The organism is Flavobacteriales bacterium (assembly GCA_026129465.1).
GTDB lineage: Bacteria > Bacteroidota > Bacteroidia > Flavobacteriales_F > PHOS-HE28 > PHOS-HE28.
In genome coordinates this window covers 3,536,306-3,557,126 of record JAHCIA010000001.1, presented here as the reverse complement: position 1 = coordinate 3,557,126, position 20,821 = coordinate 3,536,306, and the positions used below count along the sequence as shown (strand labels likewise).

Here is a 20,821-nt window from a genome sequence, read left to right as displayed (position 1 = left end):
TCGGTGGGGTCGATGCCCTTGGTATGGGCCGGGGTCCCGACCGGTGTAACCCCGGAGGGCCCATTCACGTTCGAGCGCGTGCGAAACAGAGATCCCCGCACATGCGCCGCACCCATGGCCTTCTCCTGCTGACCATTCTCTCCCTATCCATCAGCCGCCTGATGGCACAGGGTTCCGGCTTGGGCATCAAGGGTGGCCCCCTGATGAGCACCACACGTTCCGAAGTGATCGAGAACTTCCCCCTGCCCGGGGCCGTCATGGGCCTCTACGCGCCGATCAGCGTCGGACCCGGACTGGAACTCCAGCCCGAACTGTTGGTGGCGGCGATGGGTTCCGGTTACCGCAAACCAAAGGGCGACCCCGTGATCGACCGCACCATCTACATCCAGGGCCCCCTTTCACTGAAATGGTACACCGGCAACGGATTCAACCTGCAGGGGGGCGTCCAGGCCGGCAAGCTGCTCTTCGCCATGGAACGCCAGGGTGCGGGCGAATGGGAGGATGTCAGCCAGCGCTTCAACAACATCGATGTGGGCTTCAACGGCGGCATGGGCGTGGACTTCCGCTCCGGGGTGGACCTCACCCTGCGCTATTACAGCGGCATGACGCCCGTGCTCGAAGCCGACGATGCCCTGTTCCCCCGGAACCGCAGCCTGCAGTTCACGCTGGGCTACCGCGTGGTGCAATTCAGCAAGGCGACGCGCCGGCGACGCTGACCGCCTCGCGCCACCGGCTATCTTTGCCGCACATGGCGCAGACCCCTGTGATCGCGCTCCTCGGTGGTGGCCAGTTGGGCCGCATGTTCATCGAGAACGCCCTGCGCTACGATGCCCGGGTGCATGTGCTCGACCCCGATCCCCATGCGCCTTGTGCCGGGATCGCCCACCGCTTCACCTGTGGATCCTTCAACGATCGCGATACCGTCCTGGCCTTCGCGACCGACGCGGACGTGGTGGGCATCGAGATCGAGCATGTGAGCGTGGAGGCCTTGGAGGACCTGAAGCGGCAAGGCAAGCGCGTCATCCCTGACCCCGCCGTATTGCGGACCATCCAGGACAAGGGCCTACAAAAGACCTTCTATGCTGATCACGGACTGCCCACTTCACCATTCGCCTTGGTCGATGGTCCGGAAGGGATCGCCGCGCACACCGAGCTGCTGCCCGGCTTCCTCAAGGCGCGTACCGGTGGCTACGACGGCCGGGGTGTGATGCGCATCGATGGCGCCGCCGATGCGGCGAAGGCCTTTCCCGGACCTGCCGTTCTGGAGCAACGAGTGGATATCGCCATGGAACTGGCGGTGATCGTAGTGCGGTCGCACCTGGGCGTGCAGGTCTCCTACGATCCGGTGGAGATGGTCTTCGATCCGCGTTACAACCTGGTGGACCATTTGCGTGCGCCGGCCAGGATCGATGCGCATGTGGAACACGAAGCACGCGGGCTGGCCATGCGCGTGGCCGAGGCCTTCGGCGAACCGGGCATCTACGCCGTGGAGATGTTCCTCACCGCCGCCGGCGCCTTGCTCGTGAACGAGACCGCGCCACGCGCGCACAACAGCGGGCACCACACCATCGAGGCCTGCGCCAGCTCGCAATTCGACCAATTGTTGCGTCTCTATCTGGAGCAGCCATTGGGGGATACCGACCTCCGTGGCCATGCCGCCATGGTCAACCTGGTCGGCGAAGGCGGTACTGGTGCACCCTGGTTGAAAGGCCTGGACGACGTGCTCCATCTGCCCGCCGCCTTCGTGCACCTCTATGGCAAGTACGAGACACGCACGGGCCGGAAAATGGGCCACGTGACCGTGATGGCGGCCGATCACCCAGGACTGGACCAGGCCATCGCGGTGACGCGCACACATTGCCGCGTGGTGCCGCAGAAAGAGGAACCGCAACCCACCACCAACTAAAGCAGCGAACATGGTAGGGATCATCATGGGCAGCCGCAGCGATCTGGAGATCATGCGCGAGGCCGCGGACACGATGAAGGAATTCGGTGTGGCGCACGAACTCACCGTGGTGAGCGCGCACCGCACGCCCGATCGGATGTTCGCCTATGCGAAGGGCGCGGCGGACCGCGGCATCAAGGTGATCATCGCCGGGGCAGGAGGCGCCGCCCACCTGCCCGGCATGGTGGCTTCGCTCACCACGCTGCCCGTGATCGGCGTGCCCATCAAGAGCCGCAACTCCATCGATGGATGGGATTCGCTGCTGAGCATCGTGCAAATGCCCAATGGCGTGCCTGTGGCCACCGTAGCCGTGAACGGTGCACGCAACGCCGGTCTGCTCGCTGTGCAGATCCTGGCCATTTCGGACGACAAGCTCGCCGAGCGTCTCGCCGCCTTCAAGGGCGAGCAGGAGGACAAGGTGCGCGATGGCATAGCCGCACTGCGCCAGCACTATCCCAACGACTTCGACAAGTAGCGCCCCGCGGGTCGATCCGGTCAAGGCAGGATGACCAGGATGGACGATCGCGGCCTGATCCAGGTCCAGAGCTCATCCAGATCGGCATTGCGCATGGCGATGCAGCCGAAGGTCCAGTCGTGCCCCATGCCGATCCAATGGTCCATGCCCTCAGGCACGCCATGGATGCCGATCTCCCCGCCGATGGCCGCGTTCGCCGGGATAAGCCCATCGCGCTTGCGCTGCCGGAAGCGGCGCCAGCTCTCCTCGTTCGGGTAGTCGATCCAGGCGAACTTGTGCCACTCGCGGTGCGGGTACTTGTCGCGAAAAGTGAAGGTCCCTTCCGGTGTGCATCGATCGCCCTGCATGGACTTGTCGCCCACGGGCGCTTCACCCAACACGCAGGGGTAGCGCTTCAGCGTGTCGCCTGATGCGACGACCATCAACAGGCGCGCGGCCTTGCGCACCACCAGCCGCACGCTGTCGTCCGGAATGGCGCGCTCCTCGATGATGGTCCGCAGGTCCCGATCGACCTTGTCCGGTATATGGGCACGATCCCCGGCGTGCATGATAACGGCTGGCGGCTGCTGACAGGCGGCCAGCAGATGGACACTGAACAATGCCTGGTAGAACATCCGTCGCATGATCCCGCAATGCCTGGCGCGTGACCGGGTAACGCCTGGCCACCGCTATTACGTGTGTTCACCGGTGCGCACCGAAGCCATAGCGCAGCCATACCGAGAGGTCCAGTCCTCGCGCATCGGCGAAGTAGCGGAAGCGGTCCAGGTAGTCGCGGTAGGAGGTATTGAGCAGGTTGTTGCCTTGCACGCCCATGCGCAACTCGTTCCTCCCCACCGCTTTCGCCGCCGACAGGGACAAGCCGAGCAGGTGATAGGCCTCCGGCGCATCCATGAAGTCCAGGCCTGGCGGGACGCGTGACTGCCTCGCCACCATGGTGCTGGTTATCGCGGCCTCCACCCCGCGCCATGTGCCCAGTGTCGGTCGTCGCCAGAGCAGCGCGTTCTCCATGCGATCGGCGGGCATCTGGAAGAGCCACTCGCCCTGGGTGATGTCGCGGCCGCGCACGATGCTTCCGCGTGTGCGCCATGCGAGGTCCTGCACCAGCCGGTACTCCAGGGAAAGGTCCATGCCATTGAGCACGACGTCGGTGGCCACATGGTCGAACACGGGGAACGCCCCGCGGATGGTGAGCTCGAAACCCGCAGGACGCAGGTAGATGTAGCCGGCCACACGATCGTGGTACAAGGTGACCTGGGTGTGCAAACGATCGTGGAAAGCGTACGCATCGATGTCGAAAGCGGCCTTGAGGGATCGTTCGCTCGTGAGCCGCGGGTCGCCACGCTCGATGGCGGCGGCTCCATGATGGAGGCCTTCGCTGTACAACTCGCTCACATGCGGAGGCCTGAACGCCGAGCTGATGTTGAGCCGCAGCGCGAGACTGTCGCGTGGAGACCAGGTGCCCCCAACGCTGAGCGCGTGGTTCAAGAAATCGTGCTCGCTGACGATATACTCGTTCGCCAGGTTGAAACGACCCACGCGAAGGCCGGTACCCTCCAGGCGAGCCCCGGCCTCCAGCTCCAATCCTTCATTCACCGGGAAATGCTCCAGCACGAAGACCCCGCCGCTCTGTTTGGCGTAGTTGGGGATCAGTGGCCGGATGCCGGTGCCCGGCATGTTGTAGTTCGCCTGGTAGATGCCGCTGACGCCCACCTTGCCATGCACATGCGGCCCCAGCCAGTGGTTCACCACGGCATCGGCGGTGTGGGTGAGCAGGAAGAGATCCAATGCGGGGCGCTCGTTGCGGCCGGCGCGCCGGTTGTCGTACTCCTGGCGGTCGTCGGTCTGGTAGGCATAGGTGAGCACCAGCATGTCGCGTTCGCTGAGCCGGTAGCGGCCCTCGGTCTTCAGCAGGTGGTGCATCACCGTTTGACGTGGAGGCAGGATGTCGTACCCGAAAGGTGCCTGGTACCATGGCACACCGCTGCTGATGGCGTTCTGCAGGTCGGTGAGGTTACCGATGTGCGCAGCACGCAACACACCCATTTCGCGGGCGAACAGGCTGTAGTAGACCGATCCGCCACCCCAGTGACGATGCAGCCCCACGGCCACCGAGGCACCCGCTTCGCGCAGCCCGGTATTGCTGAGGACATGGCCTGGTGCTTCCGAATCGCCCAACCGACGGCCCGATCCCTGCACACGCCAGCCGAGACCGGGTACGCTGCGCACGCCGCCCTGGAGCATGCCATGGACGCCGCCACCGCGTCCATTCCACATGCCCACCGATCGCAATTCACCGCCCACACCCGCCGTGCGCGGCAGCTCCACCGGTTCGGTGATGATCACCCCACCGATCGCGTCGGCACCATATTGCACGGATGCCGCTCCCTTCACCACGGTGACGCGATCGCTGCTGAAGGGGTCCAGGTTGGGCGCGTGGTCGTTGCCCCATTGCTGGTCCTCCTGCCGCACGCCCTGGTTGAGAATGAGCACCCGGTTGCCCGAGTGGCCATGGATCACAGGCTTGCCGATGGTGGGACCCGAAGTGAGCATGTTCACGCCTGGCAGGGTGGCGATCACTGTGGCGAGGTCCCGTCCAGCGGCCTTCTCCATGGCATTCTTGTCCAATTCGCCCTGCGCCAGGCCCACATTCTCATCGGGCCGCTTGCGTATCACCTCCAACTCGCGCAACTCCTCATGATGGTGCTCCAGCTTGAAGTTCGCCACCATGTCACGGTCCATGGTGATGCGCCGCTCCACCGGTTCGCAACCCAAGTGTGTGACACGCACCACGTGCGTGCCCGGGCATATCCCGGTGACACGGTAGTTGCCATGCTCATCGGTGATACCACCCTTGCCGGATCCGGGCAGGAAGACCTCGGCATACGAAAGCGGGGTGCGGTCGTGCTCGTCGAAGACGTTGCCGGAAAGGACCAGGGTACAACTGGGATCCTGGGCCTGGGTGGGGAACGATAGCGAGCAGCACAGCACCGGGACGATCCATCCCACTGGGAAACGCTTCACCGGCCACACGCCGCGAAATTACAGAGGTTCAGCCTTCATGCAACCGGGTTGCAGAAATCACCGAGGAGAAGATGCGACCAAGGGCTATTTTCGGCACTCCTGGCGACCGATCGTCCAAGTCATCCACCATGTCCGCCACAACATCCTCCGCAGCTTCCCGCCATGTGGGTGTCTTCACCTCCGGCGGTGACAGCCCCGGCATGAATGCGGCCATCCGGGCCGTGGTGCGTACCGCGATCCATTCGGGATGGCAGGTCTCCGGCATCGAAGGCGGATACGACGGTCTGGTGCAGGGCCGCTTCCGTCCGCTGGGCCCGCGCGATGTGAGCAACATCATCCAACGCGGCGGCACCATCCTGCGGTCCGCGAGGAGCGAGGACTTCCGCACGAAGGAAGGCCGCGCCAAAGCGGCAGCGAATCTGGTTGGGCAGGGCATCGATGCGTTGGTGGCCATCGGTGGCGATGGCACATTCGCCGGGGCACGCGTGCTGCATGAAGAACACGGGACGCACGTGGTGGGACTACCGGGCACGATCGACAACGATCTGGCGGGAACGGACCACACCATCGGCTTTGACACGGCAGTGAACACGGCGGTGGAAGCCATCGACAAGATCCGCGACACGGCCTCCTCGCACGACCGGCTCTTCTTCGTGGAAGTGATGGGACGCGATACGGGCCACATCGCCATGGCCAGTGCGCTGGCGGCAGGGGCCGAGTATGCCATGGTGCCGGAGCAGTTGCAGGGCATCGACGAGCTGGTGCATACACTGGAAAGCGCGGCCTCCAGCAAGTCCTCGAGCATCGTGGTGGTGGCGGAAGGTGATGAGGAAGGCGGGGCCTTCGACATCGCCCGCAAGGTGAAGCAGCGCACCACGCACTTCGACATACGCGTGTCGGTGCTGGGCCATTTGCAGCGCGGCGGATCGCCCACCGTGAATGACAGGATACTGGCGAGCAGGTTGGGGGTGGCTGCCGTGGAGCATCTCGCGGCGGGCGGACACGGTACAATGGCGGGACTCGTCTGCGGCCAGGTCGTATTCACATCCTTCGCCGAAGCGATCGGCGGGAAGAAGCCTTTCGACCCCGACCTTTATCGTGTGTTGCACATCCTGGCGACTTGAAGACAACCAAGGGAACCGCGGATCGGTCATCCACTCCGAAGCACACCACATGGTGACACCCCGCACGCTGAAATTCCTGTTCACCTGGCATCTGGGTCTTCTTCTGGCCCCGGTGGCCGCACAACCCTGCATGCAGGGATGGGTCTTCACGGCATCGCCACCGGCCAATGGCGGCACTTATGGTTGTGGGGAAACGGTGACCTTCTGTTTCACGGTCACCTTTTGGAACTCCACGAACTCCAACTGGTTCCACGGTATCGTGGCCAATTTCGGACCCGGTTGGGACATGAGCACACTTGTGCCCGGACCACCGCCCCCCTCCTGCTCCGGCACCGGCACCTGGGGTTGGTACAACAGCGTACAGGGCACGGCAGGAACCAACATCGGCCCGCAGGGTCCGGGCTTTTTCTACAACTACAACATCCCGGCGGACGCCAACCCTGGCAACAACTTCGGGGATTTCTGCACCGGCGCTGTGAACTGGCAGTTCTGCTGGACCATCACCACGGTGAGCGGGCCGGCCTGTGTGAACGGCATCAATGCGAACGTGACGGTGAACACCTTCGGCGACAGTGAGACCGGATCATGGGGCAGCGCGGCCTGTGGCAACGATCCCATCCCCGTGCTGGCGGCCACCATCGCCGCCTGCCCGGTGAACGCCGGCACAGGTGGCCCACTCGCTTTGTGTTCCACCGCAGCGCCTGTTGGTCTCTTCGGCGTCCTCGGCGGCGCACCCACACCAGGTGGTATTTGGACGGGACCCGGGGGCGTGCCACACCCGGGCACCTTCGATCCCGCCACCGATCCGGCCGGGGCATATACCTACACCGTCACCAACGCGTCACCCGCCTGCACCGTGCAAGCCGTGATCAATGTGTCGGTGACACAACAGCCCAGCGCGGGCACGAATGGTTCGGTCACGGTCTGTTCTTCCGATCCGGTCATCGCCCTCCTCGGCCAGCTCGGTGGATCGCCCACCCCCGGGGGGTCGTGGACAGGTCCGGGTGGACAACCGTTCGGTGGCAATTTCAACCCCGCCACTGATGCGCAGGGGGTTTACACCTATACGGTGAACGCACCTCCCCCCTGCACAGCGGTCTCAGCCACTGTGAACGTTGCGGTGAACCCCGCGCCGAATGCCGGCACGAATGGAAGCGTCTCCTTCTGCAGCACGGGCTCTCCAGCGGATCTGGCGACCTATCTCGGCGGCAACCCGATGCCCGGTGGCAGTTGGACGGCCCCAGGTGGCGGTGCCTTCGGCGGCACCTACGATCCAGCGACCCATACGTCGGGTGTATACACCTACACGGTGACTGGCGTGGCACCATGCCCGGATGCCACCGCCGCGGTGACGGTGACCGAGAATGCGCAGCCTGACGCTGGCCTGGATGCCACTGCTTCCTTGTGCAGTTCCAGCGCGGCTGTGGTACTCACCTCGCTGTTGGGTGGAAGCCCGGATCCCGGTGGCACGTGGACCGGCCCTGGTGGTGGGCAGGTGCCCGGTACGCTCGATCCCGCGACGGCCGCTTCCGGCAACTACACCTACACGGTCAGCGCCGCGCCACCCTGCGTGAGCGCGCAGGCCACCTTGACCTTGACCATCGTGCCTCAGCCCAGTGCGGGCACGCCGGGCGCGATCACCTTGTGTGAGACCTCGGCACCCACGAACTTGTTCGGACAACTCGGTGGCAACCCCGCGCCGGGCGGCACATGGACAGCCCCTGGTGGTGGTGCCTTCGGCGGCACTTATGATCCTGCCATCCATGCGCCCGGCATCTACACCTACACGGTGACCGCGCCACCGCCCTGCGTCAATGCCACCGCCACAGTGACCGTGAACGAGACCGCACAACCCAACGCGGGCAGCAACGCCAGCGCATCCTTATGCAGTTCCGGTGCGCCCGTGGGACTCACCTCGCTGTTGGGTGGAAGCCCGGATCCCGGTGGCACGTGGACCGGCCCCGGGGGTGGGCAGGTGCCCGGCACACTCGATCCCGCGACGGCCGCTTCCGGCAACTACACCTACACGGTCAGCGCCGCGCCACCCTGCGTGAGCGCGCAGGCCACCTTGACCTTGACCATCGTGCCGCAGCCCAGTGCCGGTTCTCCCGGCGCGATCACGCTGTGTGAGAGTTCCCCACCGGCCAACCTCTTCGGACAACTCGGTGGCAACCCCGCGCCAGGCGGCACATGGACAGCCCCTGGTGGTGGTGCCTTCGGCGGCACTTATGATCCTGCCATCCATGCGCCCGGCATCTACACCTACACGGTGACCGCGCCACCGCCCTGCGTCAATGCCACCGCCACGGTGACCGTGACCGAGACCGCGCAACCCAACCCGGGCAGCAACGCCAGCGCATCCTTTTGCAGTTCCGGTGCGCCCGTGGGACTCACCTCGCTGTTGGGTGGAAGCCCGGATCCCGGTGGCACGTGGACCGGCCCCGGGGGTGGGCAGGTGCCCGGCACACTCGATCCCGCGACGGCCGCTTCCGGCAACTACACCTACACGGTCAGCGCCGCGCCACCCTGCGTGAGCGCGCAGGCCACCTTGACCTTGACCATCGTGCCGCAGCCCAGTGCCGGTTCTCCCGGCGCGATCACGCTGTGTGAGAGTTCCGCACCGGCCAATCTCTTCGGACAACTCGGTGGCAACCCCGCGCCGGGCGGCACATGGACAGCCCCTGGTGGCGGTGCCTTCGGCGGCACTTATGATCCCGCCATCCATGCGCCCGGCATCTACACCTACACGGTGACCGCGCCACCGCCCTGCGTCAATGCCACCGCCACAGTGACCGTGAACGAGACCGCACAACCCAACGCGGGCAGCAACGCCAGCGCATCCTTATGCAGTTCCGGTGCGCCCGTGGGACTCACCTCGCTGTTAGGTGGAAGCCCGGATCCCGGCGGCACATGGACCGGCCCAGGGGGTGCTCAAGTACCGGGCACCTTGGATCCTGGTTTAGCCGCAAGTGGTTCTTACACCTATACCATCCCCGCCGTACCACCTTGCCTTTCCGCAAGTGCCGTATTGACGATCAACATCGTGCAACCGCCCCAGGCGGGTATCGGTGGCCAGTTGTCGCTTTGCGAGAATGCGCCGGTAACGGACCCCTCCGGCTGGTTGGGCGGCACACCGGATCCCGGCGGAACATGGACCGATCCCCTGGGCCAGGTGGTGACCTCGGTCGATCCGGCCACGGCCATCGGTGGCAACTACACCTATACCGTGACCGGTACGCCCCCCTGCCCTTCCGCCCAAGCCGTGGTGGCCCTGACCATTGCCAGCCTGCCGAACGCCGGTCCTGATGGCGCCATCACCATTTGCGCCAATGGCGTCGCCACCGCGCTGAACAATGGTCTCGGCGCAGGAGCACAACCCGGCGGTTCCTGGACAGGACCCAATGGCCCAAGCTCCGGAGCCTTCGACCCCACTGCGGACACCCCTGGGGCATATGTGTACACGGTGAACGGCACCGGAGCATGCGCAGGCAACATTTCCACGGCCACGGTGGCCGTAGGCCTTTGGCCTGTGCCTGTGCCTTCGTTCATCGCGGCACCTTCCAGCGGTTGCGCGCCCCTCACGGTACAATTCATCAACACCACCCCTGGACCACTCCAATCGGCATTGTGGAGTTTTGGCAATGGCTTCAGCAATGCTTCCGTCCCCAGCACGTCACATGTCTATGGGTACGCAGGCGAATATGATGTCACGCTTCAAGTGACCGACGCGCACGGTTGCACCGGAACTGTCACCATCGCCGATGCGGTCGTGGTCTCCTCAGGCCCTCCGGCATTGTTCAGTGTGACCCCTTTGCGCGTGAGCACCGAGGATCCCACGGTGAGTGTGACGCATGGCCCGACCCCCGGCGTGGAATACACCTGGACCTTGGACGGTCAGCCCTTGACCGGAGGAGCCTCCTTCGCGTTGACCATCGCACCTGCGCTCGCAGGCACGTACGAGATCTGCCTGACCGCCACGAGCGCACTCGGCTGTACCAATGTATTCTGCGTGGAGGTCGTGGTGGAAGATGAACTCACACCGTACGTGCCCAACGCGTTCACACCCGACGGGGATGGTTTGAACGATGTGTTCATCCCCTCGGTGCTCGGCATCGATCCCGAACGGTACGACCTGATCATCTATGATCGTTGGGGCCACATCGTGTTCGAGACGCGCGAACACACGGTGGGTTGGAATGGCGGGTATCGCAACGAAGGCGAGATCCTGCCGCAGGGTGTCTACGTGTGGCACCTGATCGTGAGCGATGGGTACAGCCGGATCCAGCGCGACATGATGGGCACGGTGACCCTTCTGAAGTGACGATCCGGAGATCGGGACCCGGGGCCGTCACTGTTTCACGAACCGCGCCTGCGCCAGCGGACGTCCATCGGCATCCAGCACGGTGAGCAAGTAGACGCCCATGGCCAGGTGGCCCACATCGTGGCGGGTGGACAGCCCCGTTTCGGCGATCACGTTGCCCACGGCGTCATGCATCCGCATGTAGCGTGCCCCTGGGATGGCGCATCGTACGAACACATGGTCCACGGCGGGGTTCGGATGGAGCACTAGGCCGGCATCAGCGCCTGGCTCCAAGAGACCGGTGATCTGCTCACAGGCATCGCCGAGCCCATTGCCACTGCTGTCCGCTTGATCCGGGTTGTACACCCAGGGACAATTGTCGCAGGCATCGCCGATGCCATCGCCGTCGAAGTCGCCCTGCTCAGGGTCGAAGGCACCCGGACAGATGTCATCGCAATCGAGGATCCCGTCCCCATCCGCATCCGGGTTCGGGATGATGCCGGTGTTCCCTCCCGCGCAGTTCCCACAATCATCCACGAAGGCATTTCCAGCCACGATGCCGGCGCAATCCATGTTGACGGGGATGCCCAGGCATTGGCAGTTCGCCGTCCACGTGTCGTTGATCGTGTTCGGGTTGTTGTCGTTGCACGGCGACCCCGGCACCGCATTGCCACCGGGCACGCCCAAGCAGTCCAGCGGCTGACCCACACATTGGCAGTTCGCGTTCCAGGTATCGTTGCCCGTGTTCGGGTTGTTGTCGTTGCAAGCTGACCCCGGCACTGCACTGCCACCCGGCACGCCAAGACAGTCCGCAGGAAGAAGCGTTCCAACACACTCGCAGTTCGCCGTCCACGTGTCGTTGATCGTGTTCGGGTTGTTGTCGTTGCACGGCGATCCCGGCACCGCATTGCCTCCGGGCACGCCCAAGCAGTCCGCAGGAAGCAACGTTCCAACGCACTCACAGTTCGCCGTCCACGTGTCGTTGATCGTGTTCGGGTTGTTGTCATTGCAAGCTGATCCTGGCGCCGCGCTGCCGCCGGGCACGCCCAGGCAGTCCAGGGGCTGACCCACACATTGGCAGTTCGCGTTCCAGGTATCGTTGCCCGTGTTCGGGTTATTGTCGTTGCACGGCGATCCCGGCACCGCGTTGCCACCGGGCACGCCCAGGCAATCCAGCGGCTGACCCAAGCACTGGCAGTTCGCGTTCCAGGTATCGTTGCCCGTGTTCGGGTTGTTGTCGTTGCAAGCTGATCCCGGCACCGCATTGCCACCGGGCACGCCCAGGCAATCCAGCGGTTGGCCCACGCACTGGCAGTTCGCGTTCCAGGTATCGTTGCCCGTGTTCGGGTTGTTGTCGTTGCACGGCGATCCCGGCACCGCGCTGCCGCCGGGCACGCCCAGGCAATCCAGCGGTTGGCCTACGCACTGGCAGTTCGCGTTCCAGGTATCGTTGCCCGTGTTCGGGTTGTTGTCGTTGCAGGGTGAACCGGGTACCGCACTGCCACCCGGCACGCCAAGGCAGTCCGCGGGAAGAAGCGTTCCAACGCACTCACAGTTCGCCGTCCACGTGTCGTTGATCGTGTTCGGGTTGTTGTCGTTGCAAGCTGATCCCGGCACCGCATTGCCACCGGGCACGCCCAGGCAATCCAGCGGTTGGCCTACGCACTGGCAGTTCGCGTTCCAGGTATCGTTGCCCGTGTTCGGGTTGTTGTCGTTGCAAGCTGATCCCGGCACCGCACTGCCACCCGGCACGCCAAGACAGTCGGCAGGAAGAAGCGTTCCAACGCACTCACAGTTCGCCGTCCACGTGTCGTTGATCGTGTTCGGGTTGTTGTCGTTGCACGGCGATCCCGGCACCGCATTGCCACCGGGCACGCCCAGGCAATCCAGCGGCTGACCCACGCACTGGCAGTTCGCATTCCAGGTATCGTTGCCCGTGTTCGGGTTGTTGTCGTTGCACGGCGATCCCGGCACCGCATTGCCACCGGGCACGCCCAGGCAATCCAGCGGTTGGCCCACGCATTGGCAGTTCGCGTTCCAGGTATCGTTGCCCGTGTTCGGGTTGTTGTCGTTGCAGGGCGATCCCGGCACCGCGTTGCCACCTGGCACACCCAGGCAATCGTTCGATGGACTTCCTGCGGCAATGGCCATGGCACCCAGCGAGAGGTTGAAATAGCTGCCGCTTGGGCTCGTCTCCAACTTCACCGCTCGCACCATGTATTCGCGGCCCGCGATGAAGGGAATGGCCGGATTGAGGTAGGTGCCGCCGTTGATCAGCTCGTCCACCAGCCGGGTGACGACGCCCGTGGTGGGGTTGATGTCATAGAGGTAGTACCCCAGCACTGTCTCCGTGGAAGGTGTCCAGTTGAAATTGGCGAAACCCGAGCTATTGGTGACGCTGAGGTTCGTCGGTGGCGCCACCATGGTCATGCGCAGCGAAGGATCGCCCATGAGTGCGAGATGTGTACGGCCGATACTGCCCTGCCAGCCGTCGTTGGCGGGGAGGTACAGCCCGCTGTTGTTCATGGTGGCCCAGGTGCTGTACCCGATGTTCTCGCCCAGGCCCATGTGGTGGTAGAACCAGGGCGGCATGCCCGACCAGCAGTTGGTGAGCGCTTCGCCAAGGGCCAGCGGGGCCTTCAGGAAGTTGTTGCGGTTGTCCCAATCGCCGAAATAGCTGCCCAGTGACATGTTGAACACGCCTCCCACGCTGCTGAACGTCGCGTACTCGTGCGTGCTGCCGATGTTGCCGGCCATGTTGTAGTTGATCACCCCACCCTCCCAGATGTAGGAACCTCCCCCACAGGTGTAGGTCCATAGGTAGCTCTGGTCCATGGTGAGCGCCCAGAATGGCGGGCCGTAGGGTTGTGCCGCGGTGATCTCCGAGGGACCCACCAATGCTGGAATGTTGCGCCATCCGCTGGCGGCCAGGGGGTGGCTGACCCACTGGAGATTGTCGAAGATCATGGCCCGCGTCTGCGGAATGAAGGCGCGGTGCTTGAAGGCATGTGCCCTGTTCAGGTAGTTGCGCATCAATTGCACCTCGCCCTGCGTGAAGGCCGGCATGTCATACAGGTCCACCCTGCCCACCTGCAGCTCCACCGCACCGGGGAAATTGCTCTGGTCGAACTTGCCGTCACCGGGCACGTTGTTGTTCTTGGGGTTGGGCGCGTTGTTCTGGTAGTTGCCGTTGTCGGTCCAGGTACCGTCCAGTTCCCCGTAGTAACCATCGCAAGGCCAGGCCCCGCGGTGCTCGCCGTGGCCGTCGGGGTTGATGTCCCCGCTGTATGGCACCGGCACATGGCCCACGATATAAACGGCCTTCACGTGCGTGGGATCGCTGTTGTAGTGGCCTATGATGATGTTGCGCACGCTGGGCACCGCGGCGGTGGGCGCGACATCCTCACGGATTACCGTCCAGCCGTCGGCGCGCAGGTCCTGCCGAAGCTGCTCGAGTTCCGGGGCGAGTGGCGTGGAAAGGGTGTTGTCCACCAGCAGGATGATCTTGCCCTTGTACTCCATGGGCGGCACCTGGATGCCACTGTTGACATAGCCATTGGCGTTGCCATTCCCGGTGCGGTGCACGCGGTACTCGTAGGAAACCCCTAACTGCACGTTGTCATCGGCGTATTGCGTGGCGTTTCCCGCCAAAGTGGCGATGGCCGAACCCCATGACGCGGCCGACTTGAGCTTGCGGTAGATGGTGAATCCGGTCGATCCTGGATGTTGCACCCATTGCAGGGTGATGCGCGGCGGCTGGGTCTGTACGGTGGCATGCACCTTCACGGCGGCACCTTCCGCAAGGGTCTGGGCTTGGGCCGTTGCAGGTGCAAGGGCGATGAGGATGACCAAGATCAGGGGGTGGACCATTGCGTGAATGGTCCGCCCGAACACCGGTGGACCGCCTTGCCATCCACGCTTCCAGATCCCTCCCTGTGGCCCACGTTCCGCTATCACCATGCTGTTCAGGTTGATGAACAGCGGGTTCTTACCCCCATGGACCGGCCATGGTTACAAGGCAATTGGCGTGATCCGGGGATGGTGGCGATGAACACCGGGCCGTGGACGACCTCTCAGGATGATCACTCGACGAAAAAAGCACAGGGCGAAGTGCTCACAGGCGCACCACTCGGGCCCTGCCCAGCGGATCACCAGCGGGGTCCACCAGCACCAATTGATAGGTGCCCTGCGCCAGGGAGGACAGGTCGATCACCGGGGCGGCGATCATGCGCTTCACCAAAGCGCCGGAGACATCCAGCACGAACACCTCGGCGGCCATGGAGCCCCAGGCGCCCAGATGCAAGGTGCCGGACGTAGGATTGGGGAAGACCTGCAGCAGCGGCAGACCGGACCATTCCTCCATGCCGATGCCACCACCCTGGCAGGCATCGCCTACCCCGTCGCCATTGCTGTCCAACTGATCGGGATTGAAGACCCAGGGACAGTTGTCGCAGGGGTCGCCCACGCCATCGCCATCAAAGTCCGCTTGGTCGGGGTTGTAGGCCTCCGGGCAGTTGTCCAGGCAATCCGGTAGTCCGTCGAAGTCGTTGTCCGGTGCGGGAAGCTGGCCGGTGCTTCCCCCCACGCATTGGCCGCATACATCGATGAAGGCCGAACCATTGATCACGCCGGCGCAATCCACCGGCCAACCCTGGCAGAAACAGCTGGTCGTCCAGGTATCGAAGAAGGTGGCAGGGTTCCCGTCATCGCAAGGTGTTCCAGGCAGGGCCGCGCCACCGGCCACACCAAGGCAGTCGTAGGCCTGCCCGGCACAATCGCAGGCATCGGTCCAGACATCGTTGCCGGTATTCGCGTTTCCATCGTCGCAGGGTGCGCCGGGCAGAGCCGATCCACCGGGCACGCCCAGACAATCGATCAAGAGCCCCACGCACTGGCAGCTATTGTTCCAAGTGTCGAGCCCCGTGGTGGGGTCGCCATCGTCGCACGATGTACCGGGCAACGAGGTGCCTCCTGGCACGCCCGAACAATCGAGCGGAAGGCCGATGCATTGGCAGTCACTCGTCCAGATATCCGCACCCGTGGTGGGGTCGCCATCATCGCAGGGCATTCCCGGCAAGGCCGAGCCCCCGGGTATGTTGAGACAGTCCAGCGGCAGACCAATGCATTGGCAATCGCTCGTCCAGGTGTCCGAGCCGGTGGTGGGATCGCCATCATCACAGGAGGTGCCCGGCAAGGCCGATCCCCCCGGCACGTTCAGGCAGTCCAGCGGCAGACCGACGCATTGGCAATCGCCTGTCCAAGTGTCCGCGCCGGTGGTGGGGTCGCCGTCATCGCAGGAGGTGCCCGGCAAGGCCGATCCTCCCGGCACATTCAGGCAGTCCAGCGGCAGACCAATGCATTGGCAATCACTCGACCAGGCATCATCGCCGGTGGTCGGATCACCATCGTCACACGATGATCCAGGCCATGCGCTTCCTCCGGGGACGCCAAGACAATCCAGTGGAAGACCATTGCATTGGCAGTCGCTCGTCCAAGTGTCCGCGCCGGTGGTGGGGTCGCCATCATCGCAGGGTGTCCCCGGCAGTGCCGGTCCGCCTGGCACATTCAAACAATCCAAGGGCAGGCCGACGCAATGGCAATCACTCGACCAGGCATCCCCGCCGGTGGTCGGATCACCATCATCGCAGGGTGTCCCCGGCAGTGCCGGTCCGCCTGGCACATTCAAGCAATCCAAGGGCAGGCCGACGCATTGACAATCGCTCGTCCAGGTGTCCGCGCCGGTGGTGGGATCGCCGTCGTCGCAGGCTGTTCCCGGCAAGGCCGAACCACCCGGCACGTTCAGGCAGTCCAGCGGCAGACCGATGCATTGGCAATCGCTGGTCCATGCATCACCGCCAGTCGTCGGGTCACCGTCATTACAGGGCGCGCCCGGCAAGGCGCCTCCGCCCGGCACACCCAGGCAATCCACGATCAGACCAAGGCATTGGCAATCGCTTGTCCACGCATCCTGCACGGTATCGGGATCGCCATCGTCGCACGGCGATCCGGGAAGCGCACTTCCACCGGGCACGCCTTCGCAATCCACGAGCAGACCTGCGCAGAGGCAGTCCTCGCCCCACGTATCCTGCACCGTATTCGGGTTCCCATCATCGCAGACCGTTCCCGGCAAGGCCGATCCACCCGGCACGTTCAGGCAGTCCAGCGGCAGACCGATGCATTGGCAATCGCTGGTCCATGCATCACCGCCAGTCGTCGGGTCACCGTCATTACAGGGCGCGCCCGGCAAGGCGCCTCCGCCCGGCACACCCAGGCAATCCACGATCAGACCAAGGCATTGGCAATCGCTTGTCCACGCATCCTGCACGGTATCGGGATCGCCATCGTCGCACGGCGATCCGGGAAGCGCACTTCCACCGGGCACGCCTTCGCAATCCACGAGCAGACCTGCGCAGAGGCAGTCCTCGCCCCACGTATCCTGCACCGTATTCGGGTTCCCATCATCGCAGACCGTTCCCGGCAAGGCCGATCCACCCGGCACGTTCAGGCAGTCCAGCGGCAGACCGATGCATTGGCAATCGCTGGTCCAGGCATCACCACCCGTTGTGGGATCGCCGTCATCGCAGGGCGATCCCGGCAAGGCGCCACCGCCCGGCACACCGAGGCAATCCATCGGCAGACCGGCACATACGCAGTCGTTCGCCCAGGTATCCGAGCCGGTCGTCGCATCGCCATCATCACAAGGTGATCCCGGCATGGCGGGTCCGTTCTCCACGCCCAGGCAATCGAATGTGGGCGCAGGCATCTGGTAACCGATGCATAACACAGCGGCGCGCACCTGGCTTTGGTTCCAACTCCACGCCATCCGGCGGCCAGTGCCATTCACGAAGACCGTGATCGCATTGCCCTGCAGCCAACCAGGGCGCCCCACCACCTGCTGGATGGCCGCCGCAATGTTGACCGAACGCTCATTGTCCGTGGCCGCATTGGGCTGGTTCCAAGCGGGTGGCGCCCATGGGATGCCCGGGGTCCGCGGTCTGCCGCTGAAGTTGAATGGCGCGGAGTTCAGCGGTGCGGAATGGTCCACATCCTCGGCGGACAGTTCAACGAGACAGGGATCGAGGTTGCCGCCGGTACGCGCGGTGAACTGCACATGGGCCGTGACAATGGTGGCGCCCGGTGGTACGGCGACGGCGCGGAAGCGAAGGGCGGAGAGCTGGTCGCCGCGGAAGGGTACACCCTCGCTGTCGTAGACCAGGTCCAGGGAACCCGTGTTCATGTAGATGTTGCCGTTCTCAGCCTCCTCACCGTCCGGGTCGTTCCCATCGCCCTGGTCCAGTATCACGCACACCGTGGCGTCGATGCAGGCGTTGTTGCCCCCGCACACTCCGCAGTCGTCCACCACAGCGTTCCCACCGGGCACGCCGAAGCAATCGATCGGCAGTCCGATGCACTGGCATTGCACGTTCCAGGTGTCGTTGCCGGTGGCCGGGTTCCCATCATCGCAGGGCGTACCGGGCAGCGCAGGTCCCTCTGGTATGCCCTGGCAATCCACAGGCGTGCCCACGCATTCGCAGTCCGTGTTCCAATGCTGGTCGATGGTGCCAGGAGGGCCATCATTACAGGGACTTCCGGGTACGTTGGTACCTCCCGGAATGCCCAGGCAATCGTAGGGCAGGCCCACACATTGGCAGTTCGCGCCCCAGGTGTCGTTGCCGGTGGCGGGATCGCCATCGTCACAGGGCGAACCCGGCTGCGCGGGACCACCGGGCACTCCCAGGCAGTCGATCGGCAGGCCCGCGCATTGGCAGTTGGCGCCGATGACATCGTTGGCAGTGGCCGGGTTCCCATCGTCGCAGGCGGTCCCTGGTTCCGGGTTGCCACAGCCACAGATCCCAGGTTGTGTCTTGAGCGGATCGAAGGGACATCCATCCAACGCATCGCACACACCGTCGCCATCGGAATCAGGCACGAGCGTCTCCACACAGTTGCCATTGACGCAGGCCGCCGTGACACATGGATGCGAAGGCGTACAGACCACGGGCTGTCCCACACACTGGCAGGCGTTGTTCCAGCTGTCGTTGGTGGTGCAGGGGTTCCCATCGTTGCAAGGTGTTCCCGGCATCGCGGGTCCACCGGCCACGCCGTTGCAGTCCACCGGCACCTGCACCAGTTCCACCTGGGCGAACTTGCCCTGGCTCAGGTTGAAGTAGCTGCCGCTGTACGAGACTTCGAGCTTCAACGCACGCACCATGTAGCGCACGTTGCCCGAGAGGCCGGCGGTGTTGTCGGTGAAAGAGGTGGCCGTCACTGGGGCGGTGGTCCGCCTGGTCCAATTGCCCGTGGCCGGATCGCGGCGGTAGACGTGGTAACCGATGGTGGCGTCCGGTGAAGCGCCCCACGACAGCCCAACACTCTCCGGCCCGGTGACCATGGCCGTGACATTGCCTGGTGGCGCCACGATGTGCATGCGCAGCGTGGGATCGCCCAACAGCGCGACATGGATGCGGTTGTTCTGCCAATTGGCCGGGTCGTAGTGCCCTGTGTTGTTCTGGGTGAGCACCGTGCCATAGCCGATGGTCTCGCCCATGCCCATGTGCTGGATGTACCAGTTGGGATAGCCCGCCCAAAAGCTCGCCAAGGTGGTGCCCGAACCCAGCGTGGCACGCAGGAAATTGTTCTGATTGTTCCAGTCGCCGAAGTAGCTGCCGAAGACCACGGTGAAGATGGTCTGCACGCCGGGCGAAACGAAGTCCGGCGTATCGCCGATGCCGTTGGCGCCGGTGAACCAGCCGCCACCACAGCCGTAGCTGAACATGTAGCTCTGGTTGTTCAGCGTGGAGAAATAGTCCAGTGCCTGCACATTGTCCGGATGCACCAAGGGGCCATAGCCACGCCACGCGTTCTGCGAGAAGGCGTCACCGTACCCGGTGAAGTTGTCGTCCACCAGCCCACGCAGCTGGGCGGTGAAGACCTTGTGCTTCCAGTTGTGCAGCTTGGTCAGGTAGTTCGAGAGCAACTGGGTGTGGCTTTGCGGAAAGGCCGGCATGTCATGCAGATCCACCCGCCCCACGGCCAGTTCCACCGCGGTGGGGATCACCGTCTGGTCCCACTTGCCATCACCCGGCACATTGTGGTTCATCGGCCAGGCGCCACCGGCATTGTTCACGGTGTTGTCCGTCCAGGAGCCGTTCATCTCGCCGTAGTACACATCGGCCGGCCAGGCGCCATAATGCTCGCCATGGCCATCCGGCGCGAGGTTGCCGCTGTATGGCACCGGCACATGGCCCACCAGGAACACGGCCTTCACGTTCTGGGGATCGGCGCTCCAGGTGGATTGGATCAGGGCCTTCACGCTGGGCACCGTGGCGTTCGGGCTCACATCATGGCGGACCACCTTCCAGCCATCACCCACGAAGTCGTCCTCCAACTGCTGCAGTTGTGCGGCCAGCGCCGTGCTATGGGTGTTGTCCACCACCAGCACCACGGTGCCGCGCTGGTCCACCAGGGGAAGCCGGATGGCGCTGTTCACATACCCATAGCCATTCCCCAGGTTCGCCGTGGTCCGCACGATCTTGTACTCGTAGTTCACGCCGACCTGCACGTTGTTGTCTTGCCACTCGGTGGTGCCATTGGGCAGGTCGGCCACAGGCGATCCCCAATTCGTGCCACCCTTCAGCTTGCGCCAGATGGTGAAGCCATACGTGTTGGAATGGGGCAGCCACTTCAGCGTGATGCGCGGCGGCGCTTCCTGGACCTCCACCCACATGCGCACGCTGCGGTCATGACCTACGGTCTGCGCACTGACAGGCTCCGCCCAATGAAGGAGAGCGGCCACCAGGAGAAGTGTGGCACGAAGGACCGGGGGCATGGGGCAAAAGGGCGCCGAAGTTAGGGGGAACGGTCACGCGCGTCCACCCGTGCGTGCGCGCGCCTGCGGCAGGGCGGCTATTGCGCTGATCATGAGGACCATGAGGCCAACTTGGCCAGGTCCCATG

General features: G+C 64.3%; 9 protein-coding genes. 5 read left to right on the top strand and 4 right to left on the bottom strand.

The annotated features are described in order from the left end of the window. The first annotated feature begins 101 nt into the window (after window positions 1-101). The 3 genes from KIT10_15050 to purE are packed head-to-tail and all read left to right on the top strand — an operon-like array spanning window position 102 to window position 2,420. Window positions 102-716, top strand: a complete 615-nt coding sequence (locus KIT10_15050; GenBank protein MCW5900581.1) for an outer membrane beta-barrel protein — start codon at window positions 102-104, stop codon at window positions 714-716. Window positions 717-748: 32 nt separating this feature from the next. Next, entirely contained in the window at window positions 749-1,906 is a 1,158-nt protein-coding gene (locus tag KIT10_15045) for a 5-(carboxyamino)imidazole ribonucleotide synthase (protein ID MCW5900580.1), read from the top strand. 10 nt (window positions 1,907-1,916) lie between these two features. Continuing rightward, window positions 1,917-2,420, top strand: coding sequence for a 5-(carboxyamino)imidazole ribonucleotide mutase (purE, locus tag KIT10_15040; protein ID MCW5900579.1), 504 nt, complete (start codon window positions 1,917-1,919; stop codon window positions 2,418-2,420). 20 nt (window positions 2,421-2,440) lie between these two features. Here the strand turns inward: purE and KIT10_15035 are convergent, their stop codons facing one another. Both KIT10_15035 and KIT10_15030 read right to left on the bottom strand, forming a co-directional pair. Then, window positions 2,441-3,043: a L,D-transpeptidase gene (locus KIT10_15035; GenBank protein ID MCW5900578.1), complete on the bottom strand. Its 603-nt coding sequence runs from the start codon at window positions 3,041-3,043 to the stop codon at window positions 2,441-2,443. A 58-nt stretch (window positions 3,044-3,101) separates the two neighbouring features. Next, window positions 3,102-5,450, bottom strand: a complete 2,349-nt coding sequence (locus KIT10_15030) for a TonB-dependent receptor (GenBank protein MCW5900577.1) — start codon at window positions 5,448-5,450, stop codon at window positions 3,102-3,104. 119 nt (window positions 5,451-5,569) lie between these two features. Here KIT10_15030 and pfkA point away from each other — a divergent pair, with 119 nt between their 5' ends. Beyond that, window positions 5,570-6,565, top strand: coding sequence for a 6-phosphofructokinase (pfkA, locus tag KIT10_15025; protein ID MCW5900576.1), 996 nt, complete (start codon window positions 5,570-5,572; stop codon window positions 6,563-6,565). Between the two features lie 49 nt (window positions 6,566-6,614). Further along, window positions 6,615-10,886, top strand: coding sequence for a gliding motility-associated C-terminal domain-containing protein (locus KIT10_15020; GenBank protein ID MCW5900575.1), 4,272 nt, complete (start codon window positions 6,615-6,617; stop codon window positions 10,884-10,886). Window positions 10,887-10,913: 27 nt separating this feature from the next. Here KIT10_15020 and KIT10_15015 read toward each other — a convergent pair whose 3' ends face one another. Beyond that, window positions 10,914-13,316 (bottom strand): thrombospondin type 3 repeat-containing protein, encoded by a 2,403-nt coding sequence (locus KIT10_15015; GenBank protein ID MCW5900574.1) that lies wholly within the window; start codon window positions 13,314-13,316, stop codon window positions 10,914-10,916. A gap of 1,663 nt (window positions 13,317-14,979) precedes the next feature. Further along, window positions 14,980-20,694, bottom strand: a complete 5,715-nt coding sequence (locus KIT10_15010; protein ID MCW5900573.1) for a hypothetical protein — start codon at window positions 20,692-20,694, stop codon at window positions 14,980-14,982. Window positions 20,695-20,821 lie beyond the last annotated feature (127 nt).

Excerpts from the sequence above, each read along its gene's own strand:
- KIT10_15035 (MCW5900578.1), bottom strand. The coding sequence starts at position 3,043 with ATGCGACGGATGTTCTACCAGGCATTGTTCAGTGTCCATCTGCTGGCC.
- KIT10_15020 (MCW5900575.1), top strand. The coding sequence starts at position 6,615 with ATGGTGACACCCCGCACGCTGAAATTCCTGTTCACCTGGCATCTGGGT.
- purE (MCW5900579.1), top strand. The coding sequence starts at position 1,917 with ATGGTAGGGATCATCATGGGCAGCCGCAGCGATCTGGAGATCATGCGC.
- pfkA (MCW5900576.1), top strand. The coding sequence starts at position 5,570 with ATGTCCGCCACAACATCCTCCGCAGCTTCCCGCCATGTGGGTGTCTTC.
- KIT10_15010 (MCW5900573.1), bottom strand. The coding sequence starts at position 20,694 with ATGCCCCCGGTCCTTCGTGCCACACTTCTCCTGGTGGCCGCTCTCCTT.
- KIT10_15045 (MCW5900580.1), top strand. The coding sequence starts at position 749 with ATGGCGCAGACCCCTGTGATCGCGCTCCTCGGTGGTGGCCAGTTGGGC.
- KIT10_15050 (MCW5900581.1), top strand. The coding sequence starts at position 102 with ATGCGCCGCACCCATGGCCTTCTCCTGCTGACCATTCTCTCCCTATCC.
- KIT10_15015 (MCW5900574.1), bottom strand. The coding sequence starts at position 13,316 with ATGGGCGATCCTTCGCTGCGCATGACCATGGTGGCGCCACCGACGAAC.